We start from the raw sequence: 21074 nt of genomic DNA on the forward strand, positions 1-21074 counted from the left end.
GATTCTGGAGCGGAGCCATGTGGTTACCCATTTGCGAATTGTGATTCCGTTGTCCGCTTTGTTGACGTCCCTCGGACTTGTCAGCGAAGCCAGTACGTCCGAACCTACCTAGAATCGTGGCGGGATCCGAAGGTCGAATACCGCTAGTCTGCTGTACTATGAAGACACACTCTTTCGGAAAGGGGCGTCATATGGGCAACGTTGAGTTTAACTCTCACTATTGGGATGGCGATTACGATTGGTCAGGTGCCGGTGAAGAGTGGAGTTCTATGTGGGGCGGCAGTCGTGCCCAATGGCTTGGCTCACTATATCCGCGGATTAGCGCGTTCTTGCCCGCAAAGTCTGTCCTTGAGATCGCGCCAGGCTTCGGACGCTGGACGCGCTTTCTGCTCGCTGCCTGTGACAGCTACCAGGGAGTTGACCTCTCGCAGGAGTGCGTTGATGCCTGTAATAGCAGGTTTGCTCGAATCGAGAAGGCAACATTTCACAAGAACGACGGTAGATCTTTAGATCTTGCGCAGGACCATTCGGTTGACTTTGTCTTCTCGTTTGACTCCTTGGTACATGCGTCCATGGACGTTCTTGAAAGTTATATTCCTCAAATTATCAAGAAACTTTCCCCAGACGGCGTTGCGTTTATTCACCATTCGAATTGGCTAGAGGCTTCCCAAGGCCTTCCCAACGATCATGGCCGCGCCATGGACGTGTCGCATCAGCTTTTCGCGGAGCTTGTCGCTGCATCCCACGGCAGGATTCTTGTTCAGGAGCGGATCAATTGGGGTGGAGATGTGTGTACCGACTGCATGTCGCTATTTTGTAATGAAGATGCTTACGATGGCGTTGATGCGACAGTAATCGAAAATCGCGACTTCATGGCCGAGGGCAATAATATTCGAAAATATCAAAGTCCTTATTCCCTGATTGCTCGGGGGGGCTGATTGCAACTTAGCGACTGTATCGCGGAGATTTGCATGCCCCGAGCAATGATCCTTGTTAACGACGACTGGCTTCGGCACGTTAAAGGACTGCCGGTTCTGAAGACGAATTCTGGATCTTTAGTGGCTTGATATCGGAAACGGTCACTGTCGGCGGCGGTGGACGCCTGGGGCTGCCGGCCTCAATACGTCTGCAGACTGACTACCGACGAGGCGACTCCCGATTCATATGTTCTATAATTCGCGGCTCATGTTGACAGAGTGGCGAAATGAACCAAGTTCGAGAACGAAACCGATCGGTTATCCTTGCCGTTGCTGCTATTGTCGCCGCACTGGCGCTCCTGTATTCAGCCTACATTTCGATTCGGTATAGCGGGCACCACATGCTCGTGCCAGCGTTCTCTTTCCGGCAGACGCAGACCGCCATCACGTCGTACTGGGCATGTCATGATGGATTCAAGCTAGCTTACGAAACACCAGTAGCTGGCTATCCATGGTCGATTCCTTTTGAGTTTCCAATCTATCAGTGGATCGTTGCGGCTATCTCATGTCCGCTCGACCTGGACCTCGACCGCGTTGGCAAGCTAACGGCCTATGTATTCCTTGTGTTGTGCGCATTGCCGGCGGCGCGCATCAGCAAGAGTATCTTCGGTGAGAAATGGCTGTTCTATTTCTTTGCGTTCTGCGGCGTCTTTTTTTCGGCTCCCCTTGATCTGTTTTTCGGCTCCGCGTTCCTTATGGAGACGGCGGCGCTCTTCTTTACGATGTATTTCATCGCTTACGCGCTCAGCATGATTCAAGGTGATCGGTCAATGCGCACCGCCGTGCTAGCGGGTGTATGGCTGACTCTCTCGATTCTGCAGAAGTCGACTACCGTCCTGCCGCTCGTTCCCGTGTTTGGCTTCTGGCTGCTCGCCGTGGGCTGGCGCGAAATCGTGGCCGATCGCCTTCGCGCACGCGTGTTGTGGGCTGGAATCATCGGAATCGTCATCCCCTTCATCATTGGCGCGGCGTGGGCCAAGTACAGCGATATCGTCAAACTCCACAGCGTGTTCGGCAGTCAGCTCACGTCTGACGCATTGATGCAATGGAATTTTGGCGGAGACAGGTTGAACTGGAAGCTTTGGCTGTGGGTGATCTGGCTGCGCAACATTGTCCGGAACATGGGCGGCTGGCTCGGCATCGGCATCGTTCTGATGGGACTACTGGTGCTCGACTGGAAGCATCGGATCGCTATCATCGTTGGCGCGGCATTGTTCCTGTCGTACTTCATGATTTTCACCAACCTGCAGTTCGTGCATGAGTACTATCAGCTCTCAAATGAGTTCCTGGCAATTTTTTCAGTCAGCGTGGCACTTGCCGGAGCGATGACAAATAGAAACCGGCTCCTTTCAGTAGCCGGTGCGGTGGCGACTGTGGCGCTGGTGGCCGTCAACATACATACTTTCAGGACCGGCGATAACTTCGTTGCGATGCGTGTCGTGCACGGTCCGGACGATCCAGTGCTCGCGAGTGCGTATTTCGTGCGCGACAATACTGATCCGGCGAGGCCCATCGTGGTATATGGTGACGACTGGAGCAGCGAATTTCCGTACTACAGTAACCGCAAGGGCTTCGTGGTGATGACGCATTTCCAAGACTTTGACGGTATCGTTGCTGAGCCCAGCAAATATTTCGGCGGCCTGCAACCGTCTGCCGTGCTGGTTTGCCGGGACGCAAGAAAACCAGATTTCGAAGCCCGTGTCGAAGGCGGGTTCAAACCGACTTCTGTGAAGCGCCTTGAGCTTTGCGATATTTTCCTGAAGGAGTAGCAAATAAAAGCTGGATTATTCGGCACTTCGTTGGCTATAGCGGTGGTCGTGTTTTCCGAGGGATACACGGCTACGGCTAAACTGGCAGACCGCAGGACATTGCTCGTGCTTTAGCATGGGAAGGATTGCGGCGGGAGACCCGCCGCGGCGCTTCTGGATCGTCAACTCATGGATATTGACGATACCTGCGATGTCGAGTTGCAGACGTCCGGCATCAGGCCATATTCCCAAGCAAGTCGGCGCCGACCTTTGTTCCGTTCAGCGCATTTAGCGTTGTGAGCCTGCCAAATATCTAATCTAGGATAACTTGACGGGTCGTAAAAACACGATTGTCTGAAACGGGTCTTGCAGATTAAATTCGACGCCTGCAACGTCCCATCCGTCCCAGTTCCGTTTGATGTAGTCAAGCGTCATCGATGTATCTCCATAAGTGATGTCACCGTCGATTGGTTCGCGACCGTGAGGCGTATAGGCGAAACCCTTCTCGACGTGGTCGCGCTGCATGGCCGCAACATCAACGACGTTCTGCTTTTGGTCATGCGAGACCCAATAGGACAGCGGGCGGATCGTGACGACCATTAGACCGTTGTCGGCGATTGACTGCCTGCACACGTCCATCACGGCCTTTCCGCTTCTTGCAGACAAGTGCGTGAAAACTGAAAATGCATAGATAAGATCGAATTTCTGCCCCGGGAAGGGAGTTTTCGTCGGAATGTATTCCGAGATCGCAAAGGTACCCGCCAAACGACTTTCACGACAAAGCTCAATGGATCGATCCCAAGGATCACAGCCGAAGATGTTTGCTGGGTCTGTGAACCGGTACAAGAGTCGGATCAGGCGTCCCCACCCGCAACCGTAGTCTAGGATCTTCGTGTCATCAAGCGGGCGTCCCGCATACCGTCTGAACCCGTTTTCCAGTACTCTGATGAACGCTGAGCTCTGCAATAGCAACGGGTAGCCATGTGTTCCCGTCCAACTGTCCTGAATGGCATCTGGAGCCATCGGCGGCAATGCACGCCGCGCGGCTTCGTATTCGGGCGGGATGTACATCAGGACATCCCCCACAGCGTCAACCGGGAGTTTGCGGAGTACAGCGTACGGATTCTGTCCTGCGGCGACTGCGGTGTTAACCAACTCATAGATCTCTGCACGGTCCATAAACTACGCTCCTGTGTTTGCGGGGCAAATCGGTTTGGATCTAATCCGGGGGCAGTCTACTCTATATTGTGGGGCACTTTGTTTAACCGCCCATCAGCACCTTAATAACCTAGGAGACAACGTTCAGTTGGTATTGGGTCTCCCGAGTTCGACAGCTTGAGCCAATTTTTGGGGTGATTTGAGAGCAAAGGTGCCGACAAATCAAACATTTGATGCGCAGGATCTGAACAACTCAGTAGTGGCTCGTTGCGCCGGAATCGGCGGTCACGTTCACCGGAATACGCACTACAAGTCGTTGGCCGACATCGAACGGGGCTTCCGCGTGCTGAAGTCCGAAATCGGGATCGGCCCGGTGTTCCACCGGCTACCCAACCGGATTCGCGCGCACGCGATGATCTGCGTCCTGGCGCTCGTGCTGTATTGCGTGATCCGCATGCGCCTGAAAGCTCGGCAGAGCGCCTGCTCACCCGAGCGTGCGCTTGAAATCGTACGTCGCATCCAGTTTCATCAGGTCATTCTTCATCTGCGCCAAAGCGCAATCGGCCTGTCCACACCGACTCCTGAACAGAAAGAAATCTTCAATGCCCTGAACCTGCCGATACCGACAATTCGTAGCTTGTAGTGGCAATTTTTGCACACCGAGGTTCAGCAAAATCATGAATTGTACGAAAATCTGTCGAACTCGGGGGGCTTGGATCTGACAAAGCTGATCATTCCTGGTATGCGTGCCATCGCTCATGAAAGTTCGCGCGGCAGTTGGGAAGCGTCTGAATATAGCTGTACTGATTGATGACGGATGGCCTCAATTGGGCACGGACCTGCGACGTGATCGTCGGAATCGCGACTGGCTTGCCGCAACGGTTGGTGCCGAAGTCATTGTTCTCAAGGAAATTTCGAACCGGAACTTCGGTCTGAACTTCTAAGCCAACATAGGCAACTTGCCAAAAGGAGGACCGCTAAGGCAAATGCAGTGATTGCGGATGGTTCAACGCGTTCGGCGGAAAGAATTGGATCGGCGACCCATGTCGTGGTGAAATAGATGAGCCACGCGATTAGTACGGCATGCGTGAACCGCCCTCCATGTTCCGAAAGGAACGCTGCGCCAGCCATGGCCAGAAGGAATATCGCTCCGTATGCTTGGTGGTGCGTGACGCCAAGTTGAAAAATGGTGAGCGTCATAAGGACCACGCCGATGCATCCGCAAATTGCCGCGTCCATCGTGGCGACGCGCAAATGGGCTCGGCTCTTTGCCAACCAAACTATGACGATCCCGGCGAGACCTAGTGATGCCGCGCCAATAGATCTAGCTACCACGACAAAGTCGAAAACTCGTTGGTTGCCCAAGATACTGTTGCCGAACGGGTCGATCGGCCCTCCAAACTCCTTCCAGTCACCTTCCGTCCCAACCAATAGGCCGAAGGAGCGCCTTTTCAGTGAAAGCCAATCGACGAGGCCAATCCGCCGATACGCATCAATCACGCTTGAAACGACCGGGCGGTTGCGGTGATCAAAACCAAAGTCGTTTGAGAGTGCGAACCGAGTCAGCGCGTTTCCATGTGGCTGTACAAGCAAAGTCCAATATCCCCAGGGAGACGCAATCAAGATTGCGAGGAAGGCAGCGATGCCAAGCCGTTTCCCTGTCACCTTGTATAGCACCGGTGCAAAAACCAGAAAGATGGGAAGTATGGCAAATGCATTGCTTGCGTGCGCAAGAATAGCGAGCATTGATAAAGCGGGCAGTAAAACGAAATTTGCTCGAAACGCAGGGTTATCGCGAGTGTATGCGCAAATGCCAAAGGCAAGGACCGCATAGGCTCCGCCTAGAAGTTTTCCCCACGTATACACGGTGTTGAACAGAGTGAACGGAGTCAACAGGACAATAGCGACTATGAATATGCCGTGCTGCGGAAACACTTTCTTTACGATCGAGATCAACATCGCGATCCAGATTGCCGTAACGGTAACCGCAGCGGCGTTGTCCGCAACTAGTACAAATTGGGCGCCCAGCGCATGTGACAGTGGTCCTATGACGAGTATTCGCGGCAGGAATAAAAAGGCGGTGAGAAGCGGCGTGCGATCCGAGAAAAGCCAAGGACCCTGTTCGATATTTTTGGATCCAACTCCGCCGACGAATTGCTCTAGAAAGAGCAAAGGACTTTGATTGTCTACAGACCAGCTTAGCGGGGAAAAGACGGTGTTTGCGGCCCATGGCCCAGCACCATTGTCAGCTGCGGCTAGGAACGCGACACATGCGAGCGACAGTGCAAGCCAACATAATAGAGTTGGTGTGATCTCCCCCAATACTTGGCGTACCGCCGCGCTTCTGGTCAGAGCGAATGTTGAGAGAAGGGCGATGCTTATAATGCCGATGGTGATGACAAAAACGGAACCTACAAAGGGGGAGATCATGTGAGCTGCTAACGCCCCCATGCCAACACCGCCGAGACCTAGAAAGCCGACGGCATCAGTGTCTAGCGAGTTCAGGCGCTGCTTCGCCAGAACAGAGCATGTCGCGAACACAATCGACAGGGATAGCCACGTCAGGAGAACGACCAGGCCACGAGAGCCAAACCTCGATTGGGTCCAAAACATCGCTCGGGATACGGCGAATGGGGTCGCGATACCGAGGTAAGCGCCGAGCCCTACGCCGAAGGACTGCGCGACCAACCTCCCTTTAGACGATGGGCAAAAATCGTCTGGAACCTCGATGTACGCGGTTACCCATTGATCAAAAGTCTGGGCGTTGCTGACAATCAACTCCTTCTTGGTAGCATCGCATTGGAGCAAAATTTTGTCTTGGGGTTCTGCAGTTACCAAGCCACCATGAGCATACGGGACGGCGATATATCTTGGGAGGTCGAAGGGCACCGTGGTCAATGTGCCAACCGCGGCGCCCGTTGGCGTCCACGTGCGGAACACCTTGGTTTTAGGGTTCGAGGTGATGGCACTCGGTACCTGTTGATTATCGATAGGATCTCTGAATTCTGGAAAATCTCCCGACCGAAGCCAACCACTGGCACCTATCAGCGGCTTGGGGGCCGTTCCATGCATGCCCCCAATACCAAAGAGAACGAGTATTCCTATGACTAGGGTGGCGGCAAAAAGCGCGGCCAAGGCTGCGATGCTATTTCTCTTGTACATTGCTCGATCAATGGGCTGCCGTAAAAGAGGCATACAGACGCTAGAAATTAAGTGCGATCAAGTCGAAATGCGAGATCTGACCCGTTGCAACGATCGAATCGCAGCCTTGCCAGCATTATTACCAGGCGTTTCGACATACCTGTACGTCAGATACGATAATCCCGTCACTACTGCAAGACCTACTGCCAGTGATGCAGAATATGCAATGGTTACGTACGGGATATGTTTATATATCGCAGCGAAAACCTTGGACATGAGGAAGAAGGTTGTCGCGTGACTCAAATAGAGGGAGTAGCTAATTTTTCCGTAAAATCGCGTGATCTTATTTACCAATAGCTTGGGGGCGGTGATCGACAGCCCGAGTAGCAAGCACCCGTACAGTGCCGCCTCAACCGTTAGGCTCTCAAATGGCCCAACCTGGACTATCCCGTACGCGATCGCGAGCAGGGAAACCCCGAAGGCACCGACTAGAAGGTAGCCGATTCCCAGTTTTTTCGCTGAATTGAAATTGATCAACTGATACGCACGATAGATCACAACACCGAACATGAAGGTCGGTAGATGACGAAGCAAGCTAAAGTTATAGAACGGCTGCGCAACGGCAGGATCTGCTACAAGATGCGGCACGGCTGCATGCCACGTTGAGCATAGTAAAAGTGCAGCGAGGAAAATTGCTCCGGCCGTTCCGATGCTACTGGCGTATCGAAAAATAACTGGGAAGACTAGGTAGAACAGCATTTCAACACCGAGTGTCCAGCTCGCCCACACGAAGCCCTGTTCGTGCCCGGGAAAGAAATTAAGCAGGAAAAATACGCTCCGAGCAATCTCGCCGACCGAATGAGTAGCGTCGAAAACGACCTTATCCCGAATGCAGTAAAGCACAATCCAAAGATAGAAGAGCGGCGCGATCCTGAAGAATCTGCGTAAAAAGTAATTCCTGACTGGAGTCGTTTCGTCGCTGCTTCGAGCGTCCATCGATAAGCATAGCGTAAAAGCGCTAACAACAAAAAATAGTGTGACGCCAGAACCACCTAGGCCGGTGAACGGAGCCAGCCACCGCGGCGCAACGGCCATCGGTGTGGTGATCAAGCTGAAGTGATAGAGCATCACGTAGAGCGCAGCGAATCCTCGTAGGGAATCAATGAACTCGAGCTTTTTCGGTTGCATTTTTGCCTGCCGTTCTCAAATCTGAAGTGCAACACCCCAACTCGTATAAGGTGTTGCCATGGAAAAACAATATCAACAGCTACAGCCTGAAGAGCGGCTGACGATTGCCAGCATGCATCTGCAGGGTTCAAGCATGCGGGCCATGGCCCGCATGCTTGGACGTTCTCCCGCAACCGTGAGCCGCGAGCTGGCCCGCCACTGCCGGTGTGACAACTACGCGTCCGTACCGGCGCAGGCGTTGAGCCTGGCACGACGCATCGCTGGACGAGGTCCCGCCAAGCTTGACCCAAAGGGCGTTACATGGCGCATCGTACTCACGCTGCTGGACTGGAAATGGTCGCCACAGCAGATATCGGGTACGCTCAGGCGCATGTACCCGAACGATTCGACCCAGCAGGTCTCGCACGAGACCATCTACACGGCTATCTACGCCCGGCCGTACGGGGAGCTGCGTCGCCAGCTCGTTGCCTGTCTGCGCCACCATCGCACCGATCGCATGCCGCGAAGCAGAGGTACCGACCGGCGCGGACAGATTCCCGACATGGTGAGCATCCATGCACGTCCGCCTGAGGTGGATGACCGCGTGATGCCGGGCCACTGGGAAGGGGACTTCATCAAGGGTGCGAACAATGCCTCTTCCGTGGGCGTGCTGGTTGAACGCACCAGCCGTCTCGTCCTGCTTGCCCGGATGGACGATGCAACCGCCGCCTCGGCACTCGCAGGCTTCTCTGCCAAACTCAACTCCATCGCCGCGCCACTCCGACAAAGCTTCACGTACGACCAGGGCAAGGAGATGTCGCGCCACCAGGAACTTACCGCAGCTACCGGCGTGAAGGTCTATTTCTGCGACCCACACAGCCCCTGGCAGCGTGGCACCTGCGAGAACACCAACGGCCTGCTGCGCCAGTATCTGCCCAAGGGCACTGACCTCTCGATCTACAGTCAGGATGATCTCGACGCTATCGCCGACAGTCTCAACAGCCGGCCTCGTGCCACACATGCATTCCACTCGCCGTTCGAAGTCTTTGCCAGCATGCTTGAACTTGCATCTCGACCTGACACTTCCGTTCATTAAGCTCTGTGTTGCGCTTCACCTTTGAAACCGCCCCTATATACCGTGTTTCCTAGTGGGCAAGATCATAGCACCCTGCAGTGAGGGTCTCGACCTGCATGACGAACGGTCTGTGAGGTGCCAGATATGCGGTGGGAGCGCATTGAGGCGGAGGGCGACGTCGAACTGATGCCAACTGCACACGGGATCTTCGCTTACGCCGATAGGTCTTGAGACTTCGGCGGCGCGCGCTGTACCGGGGCACAGTGGATCACCGTCAGAGCAAGAACGGCAGCTAACCGTAGTGATCGCGGCCGCCTCATGGCAATTCGTGGAAAAGCCGTCTCTCAATGCAGCGCGCAGATGGGCCAGTAAAAAGGCGGCATTGCGTACAGCGAGCGCGGCCTGATCCAAGTACGCTCAACGGACTGATCAGTATCGATATTTCACCATTCGCGTGCGCGTCCCTCTCCAGATGGATGGGTATGGGCTGCTACGGGACACGCGGATTACGTTTTTGAAGTGCTGATACGTCGGCCAAAACTTCGCCTGTCCGATCGAACGCAGGAACGGGACCGCAGCGTCGGCTTCCTTGTTGCGCAACATGCCACGATGATCGTCCCGGGCAAGCTGCTTTAATGTTTAAAACTCCACTTCTTATGCCCCACATAACTAGTGAACACCGGCGCGGCGACCCCAACCGCATGCGCGATATCCCTCACATGCCAGGTGAACGCCAACCGTGGAAACACGTAATACGCTAGCCCCACACTAACCACCCACGTCTGCGCCACCGCCACTAGATTCACGAGCGTAAAGAAGAAAACTGAGCGCCCGGTCGATTGCGTGCTCTTCGTGAACACAAACAGCTTCGCCAACACAAACGCCGTAATCATGCCCGTGATGTACGCGACCACGATGGCCGCCGAGTACGGCATCCAGATGTTGTAGACGATCCGGCTACCCCAGTTGACCGCCGCGGCGAAGCCGCCGGTCAACAGGAACATCAGAAAGTCCTTCGAGACGAACGTGTGCTTGACGAACGCGTGAGCCCGAGTCATATCATCCTCGCCATCTTGCGCGACAATCCGATACTCTCCGAGATGCCGCGATCCTCGGGGTAGTAGTACGACGTATCGGCAACCAGCAGACCTTTAACCGGCAACTGGATCGGCGGCAACCGGTCCAGAAACCCCGGCTCGCAAATCGGTTGCGCGAAGCGGTACCGGCTCGCACGTACGTCGATGAAGTCGTCCGCCTTCAAAGCCGGGTTGATCTTCATCAAATAGCGCTTGACCTTGTCGATGAACACCGAATCGGCTTCCTGATACTTCGGATGCTCACCCGGAACGTAAAACGGAACATAGACAATGTGATGATCCAGCGGCCGCAAGTTTGTGTATTCGACGATGCCCGGAATATCCATCTCGGGGTCGTTCGTGTTCAGCCAGAAGTTGTCGGTAACCGGCTTCTTGAGCTTGGCGATCACGCATACCACGGCCACGTTCTTGACACTACGGAACGCATCGAGAATGTTGGGCGGCAGATCGGGCATCACGCGCGGCACGTAGGGTAGCGGGATGGTGCTGATGACCTTGTCGAACGGCAGCACCTCGCCGCCGACCTCGATGCCCGTGACTTTGCCGTTTTCGATCAACACCTTCTGTGCCGGCGTGCCGAGCCGGAATTCGCCACCGTTCGCCTCGATATAACGGCGCATCCCTTCGAGCAGCGTGTCGGAGCCGCCGTCGAGATACCCAAGCTTCTCGCGGAAGATGCTATAACGCGATCGGCCGATGCGCCGGATGCGGCTCCAGATCCATGCAGCGGATAGGTTGTAGGCGTAGTCGTAGAACTTATAGTCGAACAAACGCCGCCACAACACTTCCCACGCTTCTTCGCCGACCCAGCGGCGGATCCAGCCGGTTGCCTCGACGTGATCGAGTGGCTTCCAGTCGTTGCGCTTGGTCGACAGAAACGCATGCAAGCCATAGCGGAGTTTCGCTTGCAGGCTAAGTCCCTTGAACTTCAGAAGCGCCATCGGGTTGCCCCATGGCTGCACGCGGCCCTGGTAGAAGTAACCCATCTTCGTTTCGCGCCACTGCATCTTTTCTTCGATGCCGAGCTCGCGCAGCACTTCAAAAAAGGCGTGGTCCGAAATTGCGTGAAAGTGATAATACCGCTCGATCGAAAGGCCGCCGAAATCGAAACACGCGGCCATTCCGCCCACGCGATCGTCCGCTTCAAAAATGATCGGCTTGCGTCCGTCCTTGACGAGCTGATAAGCCGCGCCGAGGCCCATCGGCCCCGCGCCCAAGACTGCAATGCGCTCTGCGCTCATGGTGTTTGCCTGCTCAGAATTCAAGTGCGATGTGGCTATACGTCGGATCGTTGAAGGTCTCGTCCATGGCCTTCGCGAACGGCGTCGCGCGGATGTTGAAAATGCCTTCCCAGTCGATCACTTCAAATTCGTCGCCGGCCGTCAGCGCTTTAAGCTGGTCGGCGGTGAAGGGCGGATTCTTGCTGAAGAGCGCATAGACTTTCAGCAGCACATAGAAGAGGCCATACGGAATCCGCACGATCGCGCATCGGGCATTCGTAGCGCGTTTGATCTGCCGAATGATGTCGATGTAGTCGACGCGCTCAAGCCCGGTAATGTTGAACGCCTGGCCTTTGACGCGCGACTCGATGCAACTGATGATCACGTTGCAGAAGTCGCCGACATAAAGCGGCTGGCGCATGTAGCGCCCGTTGCCGGGAATAGGAAACACGGGCACGCGATGCATGAAGCGCGACAGCCAACCCAGGTGCTTGCGGTCGAACCAGCCGAACATCAGCGTGGGCCGCAACACGACGCATTCAATGCCGGAGGCGAGCACGATTTCTTCCTGCTCCCGCTTCGTATCCGTATAGAAATCCTCGCCGACCGAGTTCACGACAGACGAACTGATGTGCACCGTGTACGGAACCCGGTAGCGCTTGATCACGTCGAGCACGTTGCGCGTCGCCGTGATGTTGTTGCGGATAAATGGCTCCAGCGTTGGCGCGCCAATCTGCGCCTGTAGCATGACCACCATGTCCGCGCCTTCGAAGTGTTTTGCCCAATCGCCGGGTTCGGCGAGATCGGCGAAGAGTGCTGTCACGTCCGGATGGACTTTGCGCAGGACTTCGAGATTGGGCTTGTGTTTGTCGAGCACGACGATATTGCTGTACCCGCGCGCTTTCAGTCGCGCAACTAGGTTCTGGCCGACGAGGCCGGCGCCGCCTGGAAGAAGGATGCGGGTTTGATTCATGCGTTTACTCGGTGAATATAGATGCTGTTAGCAATTTCGTAAGGGCTAGATGATACTAGCTAGCCGGGATCAGCCCGTAAAAACAGCCTGGTAGCATTAAACGGTTGTTCGGCCCTGGCTGCTATTTAGGCGAGGCGCCAAGTGCGGGCGGCAGTGCTATTTCGCCTTTCAGCGCGCAGTACATATCTGCATTTAGTTGCCCGTTGACTCGTACGTCACCGGTCGCCGGTGCCTTGAAAAAAGCGGTCCAACCGCTGTATCGAGCTCGCCGGCCATACTGCTTGCGAACGTCATCTCGTTCGCCCCCGACGACGCCCGTGCCCACTGTTGTCCCGGCCGAGTCGGTGACGACAATCGCTCGCGCCGTTTGGCCGCCCGCGGGGTCGTAGATCCATCCCCCTGCACGATAGATGCCCGGGGCTGTTGTGGCTGATATGCCATTGGTATCGCCAATGCAGGGAACAGTGGCGCTGATATGATCGGGCGGCACCAGATAATCGGGTTGATCCCGCGCGAAGACGGAAAGCCGGGCCGCCTCGGCGTCCTTGGCGATGACGGTCAACACGTCGGGAAACGGATACACCACCTTGGTGATCTCGGGATCGTAGACGTGCGCGCGCAGCGCAAGCCCCGCAACGAGGCGCGAGTAGGCTACGTCATGGTCGGACTTGAACGCCATGCGCTGATACGATGCGATGAGCAGCGTAGAGCAGGCCCCAACGAAAATCACCCGTTTGAGGCGCACGGCCGAGTCACTGTTGAGCGCAGCGAAAATGATTAGCGCGAGCCAGCTAGCCAGCGAGGCGGTTGTATAGCGTGAGGCCAGTGCGGTCCCGACACCGAACCAGAGTCGGCCGCCTGCTGTCAACAACGCATTGCCCGCGACGAACACGGCAAACGCCAGCAATGCTGTGGCTTGCGGATGTTTCTCGCGGTGCCGCAAAGCATTAACACAATATGCCGCGAGTACTGACAAAGCGAACAAGCCGCAAGCATAGGCACCTGTCAGGCCGAGCCCGGCGTGGGAGGCCGGTGCGCCAAGATACAGCAGCACGTAGCGCATCGCCCCGATTGGATGCCTGGTTAAGCCGGTGGTGAGGTTGCCGCTACTGGCCGGCGCCTGCCAGTCGACGAAATAGGCAAACCAGACAGTGGCGGTGACGACGGCAATCGTCAATATCGATCGAAACCGCAGGCGCAGATAGATCGCCTGGACGATTAGTACCGGAAACACCAGCACACCGCTCGACATCGAATAGGCGGCGGCCCAGCTGCCCGCAAGCGCCGCGGCGAGCCAGCCGAGCGATTTTGTGCGCTGATGGGTGGCCTCTGTCTCGGCGGTGCGTTCGATCGAATGGAACGCAAGCAACGCGAAAAGGTAGACCGCGAACCATTGGCTCTGAAAGCCCCAGGTGAAGTTCTCGTTCTGGATCCAAGAGAAGACAAATACCAGCGCGGCACCTGCCAGTCCAAACCGCGCTTTTTGCGAAAGCGTAGGGACGTGATGTAGCGTGATGCGGTAAAAGGTCGCCGCGAGTGCGCCAGCCAGCACCAGATTCGCAATCAGTGAAAGGACATTTCGTCCACCAAAATAGCGAACATCGGCGAAAAATATTAGCCGCGAGAACGCGAGGCGATGTTCGTTGTGCTGTTCGAGGAACGCGTGCCAAGGGTGTTGCATGGCGCGTATGTAGAAGCCGATCGCGCCGTCCCACGAATCGCCGAATGGCAGTGGCGAAAAGTGCCGCCATACTGCAAAGACAGTTGTGGCGAGCGTAAGGAGGCCTAGCGCAAACAGCACATAGCTCCCGGCTGTCTCCCGGCGGCTCATCGGCATTCCCAGCATTACAACGACGCGCGCTTGAACAGAAAACGTGGCACGGACCGGATGATCAGCATGATGATCGCCCAGAACCACCGCGTATAAAGCACGTCTTTGCGTTTTTCAACCGCGCGCACAATATCGCTCGCCACTTGCTCAGACGTGGCCACAAGTGGCCCTGGCAACGGTAGCCCTGCGGTCATCGGCGTGGCGACGAAACCCGGTTTGATCGTCACTACGTGCACACCGGCCTTGAAGAGTCGCGCATTCAAGCCTTCGCAGAACGCGGAAAGCGCAGCTTTTGCACTGCCGTACAAATAGTTCGACGGCCGCCCGCGATCTCCTGCCACTGAAGAAATCACTGCCAGCGTGCCGCGCTTCTGCGCTTCGAGGATGTTGGCAATCGGCGTCAGCAACGCGATCACGGAAACAGCGTTGGTATTGAATTCGCGCACAGCTAGAGCGGGATCGGCCTGGCAGGCGGCTTGGTCCGGCAAGGTCCCGGGCGCAATCAGCACGATATCGAGTGTGCCGAGCTCGCTCTGGCAGCGCTCGAGCATGCCGGAATGCCGATCCAGACGATCAATATCGAGTTGATGGCAGGCGGCGTGCTGCGCGCCGCGCGCGGTTAGATCGGCCGCCACCTGCTGGAGGCGTTCACCGTTGCGGGCAACCAGGAAGAAGCGTGCACCTTGTGTTGCCCATTGGCGTGCGCAGGCGATGGCGATCGCCGACGTGGCGCCGACGATAAGAATGTTTTTCATGTTCGAGTGGTCCGTTCCCAGAAGCGCGAGAGCAAGGCAGGGTCGCGCAGCGCTTCGAGTTGCTGCCATTGAGGGTAGGCGGCGCGAAAGTCGGCGCCAGGCATATGCGCGTCCTTGGCCGGATAGAGGCGGCCGCCTGCTTCGCGCACGATTGCATCGAGTTTGGCGAAAAGCCGGGTATTCAACGCGTCACGCTGAGGAAAATCGAGTGCAAGCGACGTGCCTTCTAGCGGAAACGACAGCAGACCCGGCGAACGTAAATCGCCACAACGTTTTAGCACCGCGAGAAACGAGCCGGTGCCGCTTTCGGCAATGGCGTCGAGGATCGCGCGCGTCGCGTCACGCGCTGAATTCGTCGGCACGACGCACTGGTACTGCTGGAATCCCGCGCGGCCGTAGATTCGGTTCCATTCAAGCAGGCTATCCAGCGGATAGAAGTAGGTGTCGTAACTGACCTTCGCGCTGACTTCGTCGCGTTGTTGCTTCTGATAATAGATCTCATTGAACGCGCGCAACGTGAAGCGGTTGAACACGGGAATCGGCAGCGTAAACGGCACAGTGCGCTTCTTACGCCGTGTGATTTCGAGCGGCCCGTCTGTCGCATGGTCACCGACCATGAAGATGCCGCGTCCGAGCGCTGAGCCGCGGCTCTGGCAATCCACCCATGCGACGCTGTATTCGTGCATCGGATCGAGCCGTTCCGACAACGAAAAGAATTCGTCGAGATTGGCGAAACGAATGCTCGTCATGTCGATCATGCTGGAGCGGATCGACATCAGCTGGATCTCTGCCCACAGGATCAATCCGGTGAGGCCGAGCCCGCCAATCGTCGCGGCAAAGAACTCGGGCTGCTCATCGGGCGCGCATTCGAACTGCGTGCCGTCGCTGCGCGCGAGCGCGAAGCGACGCACGTGCCGGCCGAAGGTGCCGCGCACATGGTGATTTTTGCCGTGGACATCGTTGGCGATCGCTCCGCCCAAGGTCGCGTACTTGGTGCCGGGTGTCACCGGCAACATCCAGCCGCGTGGAATGGCGACGTCGAGAATCTGCTCAAGGGTGACGCCCGGTTCGGCGCGTAGAACTCCGGTTTGCCAGTCCGCCGCAATCAGGCGGTCGAGCGGCAGCGTCTGCACGACATGGCCCGAGGCGGCGAGGCAACTGTCGCCATAGCTGCGGCCATTACCAAAGGCGAGGGTGGTTCCGTGTTCGCGGCTCGCATCCAGCCACGCGGCGTGCGCGGCGTCACGCCATGCTATGGCATGCGCTTCTTGCGGCGAATGCGGGTAACGTCCCCACGACAGCACGGTATTCATCGATTAGATGGCCGCCCAGAAAACCAGACCACAAAGCACGACGACAGCGAGGCTGACGCGATCGCGGGCCGCGAAGACGATCGGGTCGTCGTGCATCAGGCCACGGTGCGCAATGATCCAGGTGCGGCTGACCCAATAGAGCAGCAGCGGACAGGCGAGCCAGATGACCTGTGGATGGCGGTACATGCCAGCGGTCTTTGCGTCCTGGATATAGAGCGCAAGCACGAGGACGGCCAGATAACCGGACGCCGTCCCAAGCGACGAGATGAGCGACAGGTCGCTGGCGACATAACCGCGCCCGCGCGTCTTGACGAGGCCGCGCTCCCTCATTGAATGCAGTTCGGCGTATCGCTTGACGAGTGCGAGACTCAGGAAAATGAACATCGAGAAGGCGAGCAGCCAGAAGGTCAACTGCGCGCTGACCGCTGCCGTGCCGGCGATGATACGGATCGTGTAGAGCATGGCCAGCACAACCACGTCGACCATCACCTGGCGCTTGAGAAACATCGAGTACGCAAGCGTCAATGCATAATAGCCGAGCAACACCCCGGAGAATTGCCAGGGCAGGAAAATCCACGCGGTGGCGAACGAGCCGACCAGCAAGACAGGGAAGAGGCCTAGCCCCCAGGTGAGCGGCATCGCGCCCGAAGCAAGCGGGCGTTTGCGTTTGACGGGGTGATGGCGGTCGTCTTCGAGATCGAGCAGGTCGTTGAGCAGATAAACACTCGATGCGCATAAGCCGAACGTGAGAAACGCCACGAAGGCTGCAATGACGAGTTCGGGGGACGATAGCTTGTGCCCTGCCAGTAGCGGCACGAAGATCAACAGATTCTTCAGCCATTGATGCAGGCGCAACGATTTGGCCCAGGTCTTTGCGTAGGGCGGGCGTGATTCGATCACGCGCTCCACATTGCCGATTTTGCGGGCGGCGCGTTCCACGCCATTGAACGGATTGACCACGTACGCGCGGTCGGCGGATTGCCAGACCGAAATGTCGTCATGCGAGTTGCCGGCGTAGTCGAAGCCCTTTTCGCCGTACTCGGCGACCAGCAAATCGCGCTTGTTATGGGCGGACAGATTGACGCTGTCGTTAGTGGCAAATGTCTTGTCGAACAGACCGAGGTGAGCGGAGATCGCCTGCGCGTAACGCTCGTGGCTCGCGGTGGCCAGCACCAGCGAGCGACCGGCGTCGCGCTCGGCCTTCAGCCATTGGAGCACGGTGGCGTCGTAGGGAAGAACTGTGACGTCCACGTTCGTCGCATCCGCGAGGCGCGCTTTCAAGCCGGGCTTGCCTTCGCGAGCGAGCCACAGCAGCGGCTCGTAGAAGCGGTGCGGGGCCGCTTTAAGATAGGCAAATCCTGACTCGATCAGGACGTCTGAGCGGATCAATGTGCCATCGAGATCTACGACGAGTGGTCTGCTGCGCATTCAGTCTGCCCTGTGGGCGGTAGTTATGTTGATGGGTGACGGGCTGCATTGGGGGATGCCTCGCTGCCGTATTTATTCCGTCCGGTTACGGGACGCCCGGAGTTTTGCGGCGTTACTTTACTATTCCGCGATATTGCGCACAACCTTACACGTGAAAGTAGTTGATTCTGAGGTAGATCCTCCAAAATAGGGCAAAATAAATGGGGTTTGATGCACTCGCATCGAGCCGTAACAAAAGGAAAGGCCGGTTGCCGAGCTCCGCAAATTTGAGCAAACTGCGTGTTTGTTGCGGCCACACAACGAAGTGTCCTCCCGAAGTGCCCTCTATAAGGCACGCAGTTCCATATATATGAAAGCTACACGCGCGCCGCATTCTGGATCCGAGGGGTTGTCCGTGTCGGTGGTGGTCTACCGCCCGGATACCGAACAATTGATTTCCACGCTCGCCGGTCTTGGCGCCGCGTGCGATGCACTGCATACCAGTCGGCCTGGCTTGCCGGTGGCGCTGTATCTGGTGGATAACGGTGGCCTGCCTGACATCCAGGCGGCACTAGCTGAACTCTCGGCGCACAACGTGTCTTGTACGATCATTGCCGGGCATGGCAACGTGGGCTACGGCCGTGGCCACAACCTGGCGATCGAGCGCAGCACCAGCCGGTATCACCTTGTGTTGAATCCCGACATCGATCTTGCGCGCGACGCGCTTCGCGAAGCCCTCGATTTTTTCGACGCGCACGCCGAAGCGGGTCTTATCACACCGTGGATCGGCGATGAGCATGGTCATCAGCAGTTCCTATGCCGGCGTTACCCGGCACTGCTCGATCTGTTCGTGCGCGGCTTTTTGCCCGAGGGGTTGCGGCGATTGTTCAGGCATCGCTTGGCGCACTATGAGATGCGCGACCAGATCAATGCGCGCGACATCGTGTGGGATCCGCCGATTGTCAGCGGTTGTTTCATGTTGTTTCGCACGCCCGTGCTGAAGCAGTTGGCGGGCTTCGATGCCCGTTATTTCCTTTACTTCGAGGACTACGATTTGAGCCTTCGCGCGCATGACGTGACCCGTGTCGTCTACACGCCAGCCGTGCGCGTGCTGCATCACGGCGGCGGCGCGGCGCGCAAAGGCTCGGCTCATGTCCGCATGTTTATGGCGTCGGCATACAAATTCTTTAACCGGTTCGGCTGGAAGTGGCTATGAGTCACGTGCTCGTCACCGGCGCCAATGGATTTGTCGGCCGCGCGCTATGCCGCGTGTTGCGCGACGTCGGCCACACGGTCACCGGCCTCGTGCGGCGCGCGGGCCAGTTCGAAAACGGCGTGAACGAGTGGGTTGACGCTAGCGTGGATTTCGCCGGCCTCGCGGCGATATGGCCTGACGCGTTGCAAGTGGACTGCGTCGTGCATCTGGCGGCGCGCGTGCATGTGATGCGCGAAGATGCTGCCGATCCGGACGCGGCGTTTCGCGCGACCAATGTCGACGGCGCTTTGCGCGTCGCGCAGGCTGCATGGCGTCATGGCGTGCGGCGCTTTGTCTTTGTCAGCAGCGTCAAGGCGCTGGCCGAAGGCGATTCGGGCCGCCCGCTGCGAGAAGATGATCCTCCGGCGCCGCAGGACGCCTACGGCCGCTCGAAGCTCGCCGCCGAGCAGGCACTGGTGCACTACGGTCAGGAGACGGGCCTGGATGTCGTGATCGTGCGACCGCCGCTGGTCTACGGACCGCAAGTGCGCGCCAATTTTCTGCGTCTGATGGACGGCATCTGGAAGGGTTTACCTTTGCCACTGGGTTCGATCGACGCACGGCGCAGCCTCGTCTACGTCGAGAACCTCGCTGACGCGCTGATGCGTTGCGCGACGGATCCGCGCGCGGCGCGCCAATGCTTTCATGTCGCGGACGCCGAAGCGCCGACGGTCGCCGAACTTGCGCGCTCGCTCGGCCGGCACCTACAGAAGCCTGCGCGGTTGCTGCCCGTGCCTTCCGGCTGGTTGCGCCTCGTGGGCCGGCTAGCAGGCCGCACGACGCACGTGGACCGGCTGGTCGGTGCGTTGCAACTCGACACCGCGCGAATTCGCACGGTACTCGACTGGCAGCCGCCCTATTCCACCGACGAGGGGCTGGCCGCGACCGCCCGTTGGTATCGATCCACGCATTGAGGGCGTGCATGCTGACCTACGTTTCGACGCTCCCGACCTGGGTCACCGTGACGCTGATGGCGTTCGGCGCCGCCTGCGCCTGCGCTGCCATTCTGGGGGTGCTTCTTAAAACCGGCTTGGCCTGGCGCCTTGCCACCGACATCCCCAACGACCGCTCACTGCACACCCGGCCCACGCCGCGTGTCGGCGGCTGGGGCATCATCCCGGTAGCGGTAGTAGCGATCCTGGTTGTCGCGCCGCACCTCTGGCTTGCTGCGGTATGCGCCGCGTTCCTTGCCGCAGTCTCGCAGATCGACGACCGGCGTGGACTACCCGCGCGGGTCAGATTCGCGGCACACCTCGCCGCGGTCGCGATCTTCGTATGGACTCACCCGGCGCCGGTGCCACTCTGGCTGCTGGCGGCTATGTCGTTTTTACTGCTCTGGCTCGTCAATCTTTACAATTTCATGGACGGCGCGGACGGTCTGGCCGGCGGCATGACGCTTTTCGGTTTCGCCGGCTACGCCGTTGGCGCTTCGATCAGTGTGCATCCAGCACCTGAACTAACCTTGGCCTCTGCGGCGGTGGCCGGAGCAGCCGCGGGCTTTCTGCTTTTCAATTTTCACCCCGCGAAAATTTTCCTCGGCGACGCAGGCTCGATTCCACTCGGATTTCTGGCGGGAGCCTTGGGTTATTGGGGGTGGAGCGACGGCGTGTGGCCGGTCTGGTTCCCGGCGCTGGTGTTCTCGCCATTCATCGGCGACGCTTCGGTAACGCTTTTGCGACGGCTCCTTCGAGGCGAAAAAATCTGGCAAGCCCATCGTGAACATTACTACCAGCGCATGGTGCAGTACGGGTTAGGACATTCGAAGACCGCCTGCATCTGGTATGTGATAATGCTGGCTGGCACAATACTTGCCCTCCTTGCTCTTCGCTGGTCTTTGGCACTTCAATGGAGTAGCGTAGCTGCATGGGTGATCGTGCTGGTATTGATTGGTATCGGCGTCGATTCGCGCTGGCGCCGCTTCCACATAGCAGAATCCGAACAACCTGAGGTGTGACGC

Annotated in this window: 16 protein-coding genes and 1 pseudogene; 7 read left to right on the top strand and 10 right to left on the bottom strand. The window is 57.5% G+C overall.

Annotation, left to right across the window (positions count from 1 at the left end):
- The first annotated feature begins 191 nt into the window (after positions 1–191).
- Together SB772_RS14615 and SB772_RS14620 are read left to right on the top strand one after the other, a co-directional pair.
- On the top strand, positions 192–938 hold the full coding sequence (locus SB772_RS14615) for a class I SAM-dependent methyltransferase (protein ID WP_410833944.1): 747 nt from the start codon (positions 192–194) through the stop codon (positions 936–938).
- A gap of 266 nt (positions 939–1204) precedes the next feature.
- Positions 1205–2746 (top strand): hypothetical protein, encoded by a 1542-nt coding sequence (locus SB772_RS14620; RefSeq protein WP_410833945.1) that lies wholly within the window; start codon positions 1205–1207, stop codon positions 2744–2746.
- A 297-nt stretch (positions 2747–3043) separates the two neighbouring features.
- Here SB772_RS14620 and SB772_RS14625 read toward each other — a convergent pair whose 3' ends face one another.
- Positions 3044–3904, bottom strand: a complete 861-nt coding sequence (locus SB772_RS14625) for a class I SAM-dependent methyltransferase (RefSeq protein WP_410833946.1) — start codon at positions 3902–3904, stop codon at positions 3044–3046.
- A 286-nt stretch (positions 3905–4190) separates the two neighbouring features.
- On the opposite strand from SB772_RS14625, the pseudogene SB772_RS14630 reads away from it, so the two are divergent.
- Positions 4191–4526: pseudogene (locus tag SB772_RS14630) on the top strand (IS1634 family transposase); the annotation flags it as partial.
- A 260-nt stretch (positions 4527–4786) separates the two neighbouring features.
- Here the strand turns inward: SB772_RS14630 and SB772_RS14635 are convergent.
- Both SB772_RS14635 and SB772_RS14640 read right to left on the bottom strand, forming a co-directional pair.
- Entirely contained in the window at positions 4787–7045 is a 2259-nt protein-coding gene (locus SB772_RS14635) for a hypothetical protein (protein ID WP_410833947.1), read from the bottom strand.
- A gap of 57 nt (positions 7046–7102) precedes the next feature.
- Positions 7103–8212 (bottom strand): acyltransferase family protein, encoded by a 1110-nt coding sequence (locus SB772_RS14640; protein ID WP_410833948.1) that lies wholly within the window; start codon positions 8210–8212, stop codon positions 7103–7105.
- A gap of 58 nt (positions 8213–8270) precedes the next feature.
- On the opposite strand from SB772_RS14640, the gene SB772_RS14645 reads away from it, so the two are divergent.
- The gene (locus SB772_RS14645; RefSeq protein WP_410833949.1) at positions 8271–9287 is read left to right on the top strand and encodes an IS30 family transposase; all 1017 of its coding nucleotides are present in this window, start codon (positions 8271–8273) and stop codon (positions 9285–9287) included.
- Positions 9288–9898: 611 nt separating this feature from the next.
- Here SB772_RS14645 and SB772_RS14650 read toward each other — a convergent pair.
- From SB772_RS14650 to SB772_RS14680, 7 genes are all read right to left on the bottom strand, one after another.
- Positions 9899–10324, bottom strand: a complete 426-nt coding sequence (locus SB772_RS14650; RefSeq protein ID WP_410833950.1) for a GtrA family protein — start codon at positions 10322–10324, stop codon at positions 9899–9901.
- The gene (locus SB772_RS14655) at positions 10321–11604 is read right to left on the bottom strand and encodes an NAD(P)/FAD-dependent oxidoreductase (RefSeq protein WP_410833951.1); all 1284 of its coding nucleotides are present in this window, start codon (positions 11602–11604) and stop codon (positions 10321–10323) included. The genes SB772_RS14650 and SB772_RS14655 overlap by 4 nt, the downstream gene beginning before the upstream one ends.
- 13 nt (positions 11605–11617) lie before the next feature.
- The gene (locus tag SB772_RS14660) at positions 11618–12556 is read right to left on the bottom strand and encodes an NAD-dependent epimerase/dehydratase family protein (protein ID WP_410833952.1); all 939 of its coding nucleotides are present in this window, start codon (positions 12554–12556) and stop codon (positions 11618–11620) included.
- 121 nt (positions 12557–12677) lie between these two features.
- The gene (locus tag SB772_RS14665) at positions 12678–14387 is read right to left on the bottom strand and encodes a hypothetical protein (protein WP_410833953.1); all 1710 of its coding nucleotides are present in this window, start codon (positions 14385–14387) and stop codon (positions 12678–12680) included.
- A gap of 14 nt (positions 14388–14401) precedes the next feature.
- A complete protein-coding gene (locus SB772_RS14670; RefSeq protein WP_410833954.1) occupies positions 14402–15142 on the bottom strand; it encodes an SDR family oxidoreductase in 741 nt (246 codons plus the stop codon).
- Positions 15139–16455, bottom strand: a complete 1317-nt coding sequence (locus SB772_RS14675; protein ID WP_410833955.1) for an FAD-dependent oxidoreductase — start codon at positions 16453–16455, stop codon at positions 15139–15141. The genes SB772_RS14670 and SB772_RS14675 overlap by 4 nt, the downstream gene beginning before the upstream one ends.
- Before the next feature lie 3 nt (positions 16456–16458).
- Entirely contained in the window at positions 16459–17883 is a 1425-nt protein-coding gene (locus SB772_RS14680; protein ID WP_410833956.1) for a UbiA family prenyltransferase, read from the bottom strand.
- A gap of 349 nt (positions 17884–18232) precedes the next feature.
- Between SB772_RS14680 and SB772_RS14685 the strand changes: the two genes are divergently transcribed.
- From SB772_RS14685 to SB772_RS14695, 3 genes are read left to right on the top strand one after another with little or no spacing between them, the layout of a single operon-like run.
- Complete coding sequence (locus SB772_RS14685; RefSeq protein WP_410833957.1) at positions 18233–19078, top strand: glycosyltransferase family 2 protein; 846 nt, start codon at positions 18233–18235, stop codon at positions 19076–19078.
- The gene (locus SB772_RS14690) at positions 19075–20031 is read left to right on the top strand and encodes a UDP-glucose 4-epimerase family protein (protein ID WP_410833958.1); all 957 of its coding nucleotides are present in this window, start codon (positions 19075–19077) and stop codon (positions 20029–20031) included. Before SB772_RS14685 ends, SB772_RS14690 begins: the two co-directional genes overlap by 4 nt.
- An 8-nt stretch (positions 20032–20039) precedes the next feature.
- Entirely contained in the window at positions 20040–21071 is a 1032-nt protein-coding gene (locus SB772_RS14695; RefSeq protein WP_410833959.1) for an MraY family glycosyltransferase, read from the top strand.
- Positions 21072–21074 lie beyond the last annotated feature (3 nt).

It is taken from the genome of Paraburkholderia sp. SIMBA_030 (genome assembly GCF_046535245.1).
In the GTDB taxonomy this organism is placed as follows: Bacteria; Pseudomonadota; Gammaproteobacteria; order Burkholderiales; family Burkholderiaceae; genus Paraburkholderia.